This is a genomic window from Luedemannella helvata (assembly GCF_039528415.1).
GTDB classification, from domain to species: Bacteria; Actinomycetota; Actinomycetes; order Mycobacteriales; family Micromonosporaceae; genus Luedemannella; species Luedemannella helvata.
The window spans coordinates 1-10,929 of record NZ_BAAALS010000057.1 but is presented as its reverse complement, the minus strand read 5'-3'; the positions used below and the strand labels follow the sequence as shown (position 1 = coordinate 10,929).

At 72.2% G+C, this 10,929-nt stretch carries 13 protein-coding genes and 1 pseudogene; 3 read left to right on the top strand and 11 right to left on the bottom strand.

What is annotated here, in order from left to right:
- Nucleotides 1-362: 362 nt before the first annotated feature.
- The 10 genes from ABD191_RS28110 to ABD191_RS28065 form a co-directional block, all read right to left on the bottom strand.
- Nucleotides 363-1,622 (bottom strand): MFS transporter, encoded by a 1,260-nt coding sequence (locus tag ABD191_RS28110; protein ID WP_344088720.1) that lies wholly within the window; start codon nt 1,620-1,622, stop codon nt 363-365.
- 217 nt (nt 1,623-1,839) lie between these two features.
- Entirely contained in the window at nt 1,840-2,721 is an 882-nt protein-coding gene (locus ABD191_RS28105; protein WP_344088717.1) for a RecB family exonuclease, read from the bottom strand.
- Between the two features lie 85 nt (nt 2,722-2,806).
- Entirely contained in the window at nt 2,807-3,421 is a 615-nt protein-coding gene (locus ABD191_RS28100) for a MarC family protein (protein WP_344088714.1), read from the bottom strand.
- A 63-nt stretch (nt 3,422-3,484) separates the two neighbouring features.
- A complete protein-coding gene (locus ABD191_RS28095; RefSeq protein WP_344088711.1) occupies nt 3,485-4,321 on the bottom strand; it encodes a PHP domain-containing protein in 837 nt (278 codons plus the stop codon).
- 4 nt (nt 4,322-4,325) lie between these two features.
- The gene (locus ABD191_RS28090) at nt 4,326-5,033 is read right to left on the bottom strand and encodes a PH domain-containing protein (protein WP_344088707.1); all 708 of its coding nucleotides are present in this window, start codon (nt 5,031-5,033) and stop codon (nt 4,326-4,328) included.
- A 120-nt stretch (nt 5,034-5,153) separates the two neighbouring features.
- Complete coding sequence (locus ABD191_RS28085; RefSeq protein ID WP_344088726.1) at nt 5,154-5,324, bottom strand: hypothetical protein; 171 nt, start codon at nt 5,322-5,324, stop codon at nt 5,154-5,156.
- 98 nt (nt 5,325-5,422) lie between these two features.
- Entirely contained in the window at nt 5,423-6,076 is a 654-nt protein-coding gene (locus ABD191_RS28080; RefSeq protein ID WP_344088723.1) for a DUF6758 family protein, read from the bottom strand.
- A gap of 40 nt (nt 6,077-6,116) precedes the next feature.
- A complete protein-coding gene (locus ABD191_RS28075; protein WP_344088704.1) occupies nt 6,117-6,752 on the bottom strand; it encodes a TrmH family RNA methyltransferase in 636 nt (211 codons plus the stop codon).
- A 30-nt stretch (nt 6,753-6,782) separates the two neighbouring features.
- Nucleotides 6,783-7,286, bottom strand: a complete 504-nt coding sequence (locus ABD191_RS28070; RefSeq protein ID WP_344088701.1) for a hypothetical protein — start codon at nt 7,284-7,286, stop codon at nt 6,783-6,785.
- Between the two features lie 107 nt (nt 7,287-7,393).
- On the bottom strand, nt 7,394-8,155 hold the full coding sequence (locus ABD191_RS28065) for a DUF695 domain-containing protein (protein ID WP_344088698.1): 762 nt from the start codon (nt 8,153-8,155) through the stop codon (nt 7,394-7,396).
- A gap of 299 nt (nt 8,156-8,454) precedes the next feature.
- Here ABD191_RS28065 and ABD191_RS28060 point away from each other — a divergent pair, with 299 nt between their 5' ends.
- Nucleotides 8,455-8,985: a hypothetical protein gene (locus ABD191_RS28060; RefSeq protein ID WP_344088695.1), complete on the top strand. Its 531-nt coding sequence runs from the start codon at nt 8,455-8,457 to the stop codon at nt 8,983-8,985.
- The gene (locus ABD191_RS28055) at nt 8,970-10,055 is read left to right on the top strand and encodes an MFS transporter permease (protein WP_344088692.1); all 1,086 of its coding nucleotides are present in this window, start codon (nt 8,970-8,972) and stop codon (nt 10,053-10,055) included. Before ABD191_RS28060 ends, ABD191_RS28055 begins: the two co-directional genes overlap by 16 nt.
- On the opposite strand, the pseudogene ABD191_RS28050 reads toward ABD191_RS28055, so the two are convergent.
- Nucleotides 10,005-10,277, bottom strand: a pseudogene (locus tag ABD191_RS28050) (DCC1-like thiol-disulfide oxidoreductase family protein); the annotation flags it as partial. The gene ABD191_RS28055 and the pseudogene ABD191_RS28050 overlap by 51 nt on opposite strands.
- A 192-nt stretch (nt 10,278-10,469) precedes the next feature.
- Between ABD191_RS28050 and trxA the strand changes: the two are divergent.
- Nucleotides 10,470-10,826 carry a thioredoxin gene (trxA, locus tag ABD191_RS28045; protein WP_344088689.1) on the top strand — a complete coding sequence of 119 codons (357 nt, stop codon included), beginning with the start codon at nt 10,470-10,472 and terminating at the stop codon, nt 10,824-10,826.
- Nucleotides 10,827-10,929 lie beyond the last annotated feature (103 nt).

Sequence of the window (10,929 nt, the reverse complement as noted above, 5' to 3'; positions counted from 1 at the left end):
TTTTGCGAGTCAGCCGACCCGCCCAGTCACCCCACCATCCTCACTGCGCACCTTGTATCCGTGGGCGGGCGGCGCAGGCACATCTCGCGCAGGTGCCACGGGAGCCTGGGGTACGCCGGACCGACGAGCGCCTCGGAGTGCCCTGCCATCCCTGCAAGGTGCGCAGTTTGGTTGCTTCCGAGCCTCCCGTAGCCGCCAAAGTGCGCACCTTGCATCCGCAAGCGGCGGGCGCACGCGCGGAGGCGCGCGGGGATACGGGCGCACGCGCGGAGGCGCGCCGGGACGCGGTGCACGCGGGGACGCCGTGTACGCGTTGAGGTGCGCGGGACCCGGGGGCGCGGGAAGTCGGGCGCAGCGGGCGGTCAGGTCGCCGGGCGGATGCGGAACGCGGCCACCAGGGGCACGATCGCCAGCGCCAGGATGGCCGGTACGACGAAGGCCGCGCGTACGCCCACCTCCTCGCCGACGATCCCGATGAGCGCGCTGCCCACGACGAAGCCCGCGTAGTTGAACAGGTTGACCCGGGCGATCACCACGCCGCTGCCGGTCGGGTCGAGGGCGCCAGCGGCCGAGAACGAGAGCGGCACGATGACGCAGAAGCCGAGCCCCACGACGGCGAACCCGATGATGGCGAGCCACGGCACCCGGGCCGTGGCCACGGCGGCGAAGCCGATCGCGCCGAGCACGGCGCCGGCGGCGACGGTGGCGCGGGGCCCGATCCAGCCGACGACCCGGTCGGCGAAGACGCGGCCGATCAACTGCCACACCAGGTACGCCCCGTAGCCCAGGGGCGCCACGCCGGCCGCCGCGTGCAGCCCGTCGTCGAGCAGGACGGCGCTCCAGTTGGACACGGACGACTCGGCGATATACATGATCATGACGGCGATACCGATCATCACCACGGGCGTCCACCTGATCGCGGCGCGCGTGGCGGACGTCGGCGCGGCGACGGGGTGGTCCTCCGTGGTGCCGGGCGCGGGCAGGCCGTCGAGCAGCGCGACCTGCGGCTCGGCCGTCGGGGCGGGGCGGTCGGTGACCAACGAGGGCCCGGCCGCGAGCGCCACGGCGCCGCCGACGAGCGCGACGCTGCCCATGGCCAGCCACAGCGGCCACTCCAGCCAGGCGGTCAACGCCGTGAACAGGGTGACCGCGATGCCGGCGATGCTCCACCAGGCGTGGAACGAGGCGAGGATGCTGCGCCCGTACCGGCGTTGGACGGCGACGCCCTGCATGTTCATGGTCGCGTCGACCGCGCCGACCGCCAGGCCGAACAGCGCGACGGCGGGGAAGAACAGGGCCAGCGAGGTCGCCGCGCCGACGAGGGCGACGCCCAGGCACACCGCGGGGCCGGCGACGCGCAGCACTGGGCCGCTGCCCCGGCGCGGCACGAGTACGCCGGCCAGGACGCTGCCGACCCCGGCGACGACCGGCACGGTCAGCAGCACGAGGGACAGCTCCAGCTCGCTGAAGCCGAACCGGTCGCGCAGCGCCGGCACCTGGGTGACCACGCCCGCGAAACCGAGGCCCTGCACCGCGTACGCGGCCGCGACCGCCGCCCGGGCCCGCCGGTGTTCGGCCGGCACGGTGGCGCGACCAGGGGAAACGGCCGAATCAACGCCCACCGGACCTCCGCGCCGCGAGATGAAGAGTCCTCATGTTCGTCGTGCGGCGGGCCGCGCGCAAGAGCCGACGCAGACGCGGGGCACGCCAGGCGCGCGGCGGGCCGCGCGCAAGAGCCGACGCAGACGCGGGGCACGCCAGGCGCGCGGCAGGCCGCGCGCAAGAGCCGACGCAGAGGCGTACACACGCCAGGCGCACGCGTGGCGGGCCCGGCGTCGCTCAATCGTCACCGCTGGCGGACGCGGCGAGCCGCTCCACCGAGGCCCACGGCTGCCGCTCGGGCACGTCGGCCGCGGCCGGACAGGAGCGCCGGTAGTCGCACCAGCCGCACAACGCGCCCGGGTTGGTCGGGAAGGCCTCGTCCGGCTCGGCGCCCGCGGCGAGCGCCTTCTCCCCCGCGACCGCGTCGGCCGCGGACTCCTCGGCCCGACGCAGGTGCCGGGCCAACGACTCGTCCGTGTGCTCGTGCGCCGCGACCGTGCCGGTGGGCAGGTGGTGCAGCTCGACACGGCGGCACGGCCGGCGGAACACCCGCGACGCCGCGAGCGCGTAGAGCGCCATGGCGCGCGAGCCGCGCGCGTCGTCGGGCCCCAACCGCGACCGGCCCGTCTTGTAGTCGACGATCACCAGTTCGCCGCCGCGCTCGTCGATGCGGTCGACCCGGCCGGACAGCGCCAGCGTGGCGGTCTTCGTGGCCACCGTGCGCTCGATGGCGAGCGGCTCGAAACCGGGGTCGAGCTCGGCCACGTACGCCTCCAGCCAGCCCACGGCCGTCGTGAAGGCCTCGTGCTCCTGGGCGTCGTCGCGGTAGCCCTCCCGCACCCAGGTGGCGCGCAGCAACGTGGGCAGGGCCTGCGGGCGCCGCTTCGCGGGGTGCAGATCGAACCAGGCCCGCAGCGCGGTGTGCACGCTCGCGCCGAGGGAGTTGTGCGCCCACGGCGGGCCCTTCGGCGGCGCCGGCCGGTCCACGTAGGCGTACCGGTAGCGCCGGGGGCAGTCCTCGTACGCCGAAAGCTTGCTCGGCGTGCAGACAAAGAGCCGCTCCGGCGCGCTGAACAGGCCCGGCTGCTCATCACCCGTCGCCCGTGCCGCGCGAGCCATCGGTCACCGTCCTCCCTCGTCGGCACCGATACTGCCATCCACGCCCGACACTTCCGACCCGGCGGCGCGCCCGGGCGACACGGGCTCAGATCCGGTGCACGTACTCGTTGACGAAGGCGGCGACCGCGTCGGCCACGAGCTGCACCGCGATGGCGGCGAGCAGCAGGCCGGCGATGCGGGTGAGCACCTCGATGCCGCTGGGCCGCAGCAGTTTCACGATGAGGCCGGAGAACCGGAGGGTCAGCCAGACCAGCAGCAGGACGAGCACGATGCCGAGCGAGATCGCGACGATCCCGGGCACGCCCTCCGCCCGCTCGGTGAAGAGCATGGTCGCCACGATCATGCCGGGGCCGGCGAGCAGCGGGGTGCCCAGCGGCACGAGCGCGACGTTGCTGGTCGACTGCTTCGTGGGGTCGTCCGCCTTGCCGGTGAGCAGTTCCAGCGCGACGAGCAGCAGCAGGATGCCCCCGGCGGCCTGCAGCGCGGGCACCTCGATGCCGAGATAGGCCACGATCTGCCGGCCGCCCACGGCGAAGACGACGATCACGCCCAGGGCGAGCGCCACCGCCTGCCAGGCCGCCCTGTGCCGCTCGCGGGGCGGCATCGCGCCGGTCAGCGCGAGGAAGATCGGCACCATTCCCGGTGGATCAGAGATCACCAGGAGGGTGACGAACACCTCCCCGAAGAGCTTGACGTCCACAGTCCACCTTCCGCCCCCCACATGATCGTGGGGACGGCGATCTCCTTCGCCCGCGACACGCCGTCAGGGGCGGGCGGCGGCGAGGACGGCCTCGAAGACGGCCGGGGCGGTGAGGTCGGCGCCGATCGGGATCGTCTTGTTGGCACCGTGGAAGTCGCTCGACCCCGTGACCACGAGGTCCAGGTCGGCGGCCAGGGCGCGGACCTCCGCGCGCTGCGCGGGCGTGTGGTCGGCGTGGTCGGCCTCCAGGCCGAACAGGCCGGCGGCGGCCATCTTGGCGATCAGCTCGTCGGGCACGACCCGGCCGCGTACGGTCGCGCGCGGGTGGGCGAACACCGGCACCCCGCCGGCGGCGCGCACCAGATCGAGCGCGCGGAACACGTCCACATCGTCCTTGGGCAGCCGCCACCGCTCGCCGAGCAGGTGCGGCGCGAACGCCTCGGAAACCGTGCCGGCCATGCCCCGGCGGATGAGCGCCTGGGCCAGGTGGGGCCGGCCGATCGTGCCGCCGGCCGCGTACCCGCGCACTTCGTCCATCGTCACGTCGACGCCGTCGGCGCGCATGAGCTCGACCATGCGCTCGGCCCGGTGCACCCGCGCGTCGCGCACCCGGACCAGCTCGGCGTGCAGCGCGGCGTCGGCCGGGTCGACCAGGTACGCCAGGAGGTGCAGGGCGATCGCGGGCTCCACCCCGTACCAGCGACAGGAGATCTCGATGCCGCCGACCAGGCGGATGCCCACGGCCTCGGCCGCCGCGGACGCCTCGGCCCACCCGGCGGTCGTGTCGTGATCGGTGAGGGCGACCACGTCGAGGCCGGCGGCGGCAGCCGCCGCGACCACCTCGGCAGGCGTCAGCGTGCCGTCGCTGCGGGTGGAGTGCGTGTGCAGGTCAATGCGCATCCGATCAGGTGCCGTCGGCCTGGGCGGCCCGGCGGGCCTCGGAGGCCTCCGGCTCGTACATCTCCTCGACGACCTGCAGGTAGAGGTCGGTGGGGTTGGGCAGGTTCTGCACGTTGCGCAGCGCCTGGTCCTGACCGGCGGACTCGATCTCGAACGTGCCGTACCCGAGGACGCGCCCGAGCGCGGTCTGCGTGTACTTCATGTCGGTGACCCGGGCGAGCGGCATCATGGCGACCGTGCGGTTGAACACGCCCTCGATGAGCATGACCCGCTTGTTGGTCAGCACGAAGCGGCACAGGTACCACTCCAGGACGTCCCAGAGCAGGTAGCCGATCAGCAGGAACCAGACGACGACCGCGATGGCCATCCCGTACGGCACGTCGTGCTTGCCGAGAAGGCCGGCGACCCAGCCGAGCACGAACGTGACGAGCACGGCGAGGCCGAGGCGCTTGACAATGTGGATCCAGTGCCGGCGCCACTCGCCGCGGAACCGCTCCGTCGGGAACAGGTAGCGGTTGACGAGGTCGCTGGCGCCGCCGGGCCGGGTCGGCTGGCCCGGGCGGTCGAACTCGTCGCCGCCGGCCGCCGCGCCGGAGCCGTAGATGTCGCCGTCGTAGTTGGCGAAGTCATCGTCGTCGAACGATGGACGAGGAGGAGGGTTGGTCAGAGCGTCGTAGTCGGCGGTGGTGTCGCCGGCCCCGCCAGGCGGCATCGACTGGCCAGAGCCGGCACGGTTACGCGGAAGTTGCTCAGTGGGATGTTCGCTATCCGCCTGGCGGCGTTCATCACGACCGCCGCCAGCGCCATCAAACTCGTCGGCCATCGTTCCCGATCAGGTGACCAGGCTCGTGAAGAAGTCACCAAATCCCGTGGCGATATCCATGATGCCGCCACCAATGGACTTGAAGACGTCCGCCGCCGACTGTGGACGGTATGCGACAAAGAAAATCAGGAACGCAATAGCGCCCCACGTGAGAATCTTCTTGACCATGGCGAGGTCCACCCTCTCCCCGCGGCCCTTTTGGCTCGGCCGCAGTGATTCATACGGTAGCAGGTGACCCATCGGTAGGGAGCGCTTCGGCAACGTGACCGAAGCCCGTGTCACGCGGTTGGGCACAGATGCGGGGAAGGCGCGCCGAAGACCAGCTCGCTGGGCATACTTTCCGCCAAATCGTGGAGAAACACCTGATCGGCCAGGAGGTAGCCGGCCGCCGCGGGCCACAGGACGGCATACAGCCAGACCCCCTTGGCGGCCCCCACGTACGCGCTGCGACCATCGCCGGCCGGCACGGACCATAGTGGAGTCGGATGTCCGGCAGCCCGGATTTTGGCATGTGGCACGGCGCCGTTCATCGCCGCGCACAGGCCGTCGCCCGGGTCCGGTCCGGACAGGCCGGCCAGGCCCGCGCCGAGCCCGGTGCCCGGCCGCTCGGCCACGAACACCAGGTCGGCCGGGCCGGTGCCGAGTGGCGCCGGACCGGAGCACGCCACCGCGGTGGCGCGGGGCCGGACCCGCTCGTCGCCCACCCACCCGACGCCGGACACGGTCCATCCGGCGAGCAGCGGCCAGGGCACCCAGAGGGGCAGCGGCGAGTCGGCCGCGACAACTCGATCCCGAACGGAACTCAGGATTTCGGCGGATATTCGATCCGATACGAAAAAGGGGTCAACCTCGCCGCACCGGTCACACCGCCACTCCGAACTTGCCAGATCCGGCGGTCTGACGCCGCCGCTACATCGAGGGCACCGCGTCATCACGCCCACATGATTACGGTGCGTGATTCAAGAAAGATCGTCAAGCCGTATCGGGAGGAGACCCCGCGTATTGCCGAATCCAGGTGTGCATCGCGATACCGCTGGCAACTCCTGCGTTAATCGAGCGCGTCGACCCGTACTGGGAAATGGAACAGACGAGCGCCGCGGCCCGCCGCGCCGGCTCGGACAGGCCCGGACCCTCCTGGCCGAACAGCAGCACGCAGCGCCGCGGCAGGTGCACGGTCTCGATCGGCACCGAGCCGGGGAGATTGTCGATGCCCACGACCACCAGGTCGGCGCGCCGCGCCCAGGCCAGCAACGCCTCGACCGTCTCGTGATGACGCACGTGCTGGTAACGGTCGGTCACCATCGCGCCGCGCCGGTTCCACCGCCGCCGCCCCACGATGTGCACCTCACGCGCGAGGAACGCGTTGGCCGTGCGCACCACGGTGCCGATGTTGAGATCGTGCTGCCAGTTCTCGATCGCCACATGGAAGTCGTGGCGCCGGGCGTCGAGGTCGGCCACGATCGCCTCATGCCGCCAGTACCGGTAGCGGTCGACGACATTGCGCCGGTCGCCCTCCGCCAGCAGCGCCGGGTCGTAGCGGCCGTCGGACGGCCACGCGCCGGGCCACGGCCCGACCCCGACCTGCGCGCCGTCGTGCTCACTGTCCACCCCGCGAGCGTACGGGCGACAGCGCGCGGCTCAGTCGGCGAGCGCCGCGGCCAACTCGTCGAGGAAGCGTCCCTCGGCGAGGGTGACGGTGACGCTGCTGAGCCAGGACACGCCCCCGGTGCGGGCCGCGCCGCAGACCGCGGCGGCCACCTCGGCGAGCCAGGCGCGGTAACCCGCCGCGTCGACGTACCGGGCCTTGCGCTTGAGGAGGTCGTTGGCGTGCCGGCAGGCGTTCATGGTCTGCGCGATGCCGGCCTCGGGATCCAGGAAGGCCTCGGCGGAGGGCTCGGCGCGGTCGTCGGCCGCGTAGATCGAGGCCACCACCTCGCGGACGAGCCGGCTGGGCGACGATCGCCCGGCCGCGATCGCCTCCAGGCCGGCGAGGCCCTCGGCGACCGTACGATCCGGGGGGTCGAGCTCGGCCGACGTGGCCGCGATCACGACCCGGCGGGGCAGCGTGACGAGCAGCTCCCACTCGTCACGCTCGAAGGCCAACGCGACGGGCGGCTGGGCGGCGGAAGACTCCTGCGACATGGCGACCTCCCACCGCCAGCATAAGCCTGCTGAGCTGCTCGCATATGAGCTCGGCTCAGCCAGCTGGCTGGATCGTGCCGGCTTCGGTCGCGCCAGCGGCTCCGGCCTCACCCGACGAGCGCGCAGCTCCACCCGTCGTAGCTGCCGCCGTGGCGGTCCGCGGCCGTCTTCACCGACCAGGTGACCTCGTGGACGGCCGGCGGGCGCACGGGGTCGGTGCGCACCGCGGTGAGGGCGAACAGCCCTTCGTCGTCGCGCTCGACGCTGACGTCGAACCCGATCGTGCGCAGTTCGTCGGCCGCCCCCTGCGCCGGATCCGTGCCGTCGAAGTACGCCGTGTGGGTGAGCGGGCGCGGCGCGGCGAGCTGGTCGCCCTGCGCGTCGAGCACCGCGATGAGGGCCAGGTCGTTCACGATGTGCGCCTGCCGCTCGTCCGGGGCCAGCTCGTCGCGCACGAACGCCCACTGCGGGTCGTACTGCGTCGCCGTGCTGACGGACAGGAGCGGGCCGGCCGCCAGCGGGAGCGGGCCCTGCGGCTCGGCCGGCAGGTGCGCGGTGCTGCGGCGGGCGCCGCCGCCGGTGACCCGGCCGATCACCTGGCCGCCGAGGGCCTGCACGGCCGCGTCGAGGGAGCCGTCGAAGCGGTCGAGGTCGGCCTGGGTCGCCTCGTCGGGCATCCCGTCCGGCCCGGGTCGGTAGCGCGCCTCGACGTCGAGGCGGATCGGCAGTTCCGTCACCGGGGCAGCGGCGACCGCGCCGAGGTCGACAACGCAGATGTGGGGTTCGTCGGCGGGGTCGGCCGGGTAAGCCGCCCACTCCCGCTCCCACCGGGCCGACCGGCGGCCCAGGAGACGTCCGATGAGGCCCATGGTTCCTCCGGGGGGTGTGCGCCGGGTGTGCACAACCCCGGGAGTGTCGCAGACGGCGCGCGGGTGCCGAAACCCCGCAACCGGTAGGTCATGATGGTCGATCGGGCGATAGGGGGTCATCACTGACGGTTATCGTGACGCTCCGTGCGGACGAACCCACCCGTAGACGCAGCAAGCGGCGGGGCCCTCCCCGGCACCCGCCGCCTACGCTTGTGAAAGTCATTCTGTCGGCCCTGGTCACAGTCTGTGAAGAGCAACCAGGGAGACCTGAGTCACAGTTATTCAACCGTTACTGAATCATGGGTTTGCGCCTCGCAATTTGCACGGAGCGTGACCACATTCGACAGTGGGCCGACGGGGTGCGCGATCCGGCCGGTACGCTCATCGTCGCCATGGAGACCCTCACCCCCCTCGCCCGACGCAGCCGGGTCGCCGTCACGATCGCCGGCCTCCTGCTCCTGCTGGCGGGCACCCTCTGGGGCTCGGACGACCACTTCCCGTTCGGGCCGTTCAGCATGTACGCCGGAGTCAACCGGCTCGACGACCCCGCGCCGGACACCCGGGTCGAGGGCACGGACGTCACCGGGGCCACGGTCCTGCTGACCGAGGCCAACACCGGCATCAAGCGCGCCGAGATAGAGGGCCAGATCGACAAGCTGCGCAGCCAGCCCGCGCTGTTGGACTCGATCGCCGCGGCGTACGCCGACCGCAACCCGGCCGCGCCCGCGCTGACCGAGGTACGGGTCGTCATCCGCTGGCACGAACTGCGCGGCGGCAAGCCGACCGGCGTCTACCGGGATGAGGTGGCCTCGACATGGCAGCCGGCCTGACGCGATGGCTCACGGAGGCCGTACCCAAGGGGCGCGTGGCCGCCTTCCGCACGCTCGTCTACCTGTTCGTGGTCGGCGACCTCACGATCTTCACCCCGTGGGTGCGCGGCCACGCCGACGTGCCGGGCAGCCTCTACCAACCGTTGTTCGTCGGCCGCCTGCTGCACCTGCCCACCCCGACGTACGCCCTGGTCTGGTCGGTCTTCACGGCGCTCGTGGTCACCGCCGCCGTCGCCGCCACCGGCCGCGCGCCGCGCCTGCTCGGTTGGACGGTCTTCGCGCTGTACTTCGAGTGGATGATCATCGCGATGAGCTACGGGAAGGTCGACCACGACCGCTTCGCGTTCCTCGTCGCGCTCGCCGTCCTGCCCACGGTCGGCGCCGCCCGCCACGGCGACCGCGCCCTCAGCGAGCGCGCCGGCTGGGCCCTGCGGGTCACCCAGATCGCGGTCGTCGCGACGTACTTCCTGGCCGCGTGGGCCAAGCTGCGCTTCGGCGGCATCGACTGGATGTTCGGCTCGGTGCTCATGCGGGCGATCATCCGGCGCGGCACCTGGCTCACGGACTTCCTGACCTCGGCGCCCGGCATCCTCATCGCCGCACAGGTCGGCATCATGGCCTTCGAGCTGTTCAGTCCGCTGATCTTCCTCACCCGGGGGAGGTGGCGCACATACTTCGTGGCGTACTTCTACGGGTTCCACCTGGTCACGTTCGCGACCATCACGATCTCGTTCGCCCCGCACCTGGTGGCGATGACGTCGTTCCTGCCGCTGGAGCGGGTGCGCCCGATCGTGTGGGCCCGCAGGGCGCTAGGCCGACGTCCGGCCGACGCCGATGCCGGTGATGCCGGAGGCGTCGAGCCGGGGACGGGCCGGGCCGGGGGTGGCCGGCGCACTGTCGGCGGTGGTGGCCCGCAGCCGGATCCGCTCGGCGTTGGGCAGGGCGCAGGCGGCGGTGCCGCCGGGCATCCGGTCGCGGTGGCGGGCGATGAACCGGTAGACCGGGTTGGCGGCGGCCAGCACGGGCCGGACGCCCAGCACCCGGCCGAGCCCCGCCCAGACCCCGCCTGAGCTGCGCAGCAGCGCGGCGATCGCGGCCGGGCCGCTCACGTGCGCGCTGCGGCCCGCGGCGTCGCTCGTCACCCACTGCACGGCCGCGTCGCACTCGTCCTCGGTCAGGCCCAACGCCTCGATGTCCACATGCTGCCACGCGGCGACGTGCGCCGGGGTCGGGATCCGGCGCAGAATGAACCGTGCGCAACTGCTGCAGAACGCGCAGTCGCCGTCGTACACGAAAACGGGCTGGCCGTGGGTACTCACGCATCTATCTTGCCCCGTACGACGCGCCGCGGCACCCAGGGTGACCCGCGGCACATCGCGGCGCCGCCGGGCCCGTGACGGGGAATGTCCGGCGCGATCGGGCGGTTGACACCCACGTGGGCCGACGAGCCGGTCCACGCCGGACAACGAGCGGAGACACACGTCATGGCGACCACGGAGCTGACTGACGCCAACTTCGAGAAGGTGACCAGCGGCGAGGGCATCGTCCTCATCGACTTCTGGGCCGACTGGTGCGGCCCGTGCAAGCGGTTCGCCCCGACCTACGAGAAGCTGTCCGAGAAGCACCCGGACATCGTCTTCGGCAAGCTCGACACCGAGGCCAACCCGAACACGGCGCGCGAGTTCAATATCCGGTCGATCCCCACGATCATGATGGTCCGCGACGGCGTGATCGTGCACTCGCAGGCCGGCGCGCTGCCGGAGTCGATCCTCGAGGCGCTCATCAAGCAGGTCCGCGAACTGGACATGGACGAGATCCGCGCGAAGCTCGCGACCGCCTGACCGGGCGGCCCCCAGGCCCGAAGCGCACCTTCAGCGATGCCGCTGAAGGTGATGCTCCTATGGTTTGTCAACGGTGAGGGCGTGGTGGATTTCGCGTGCGATG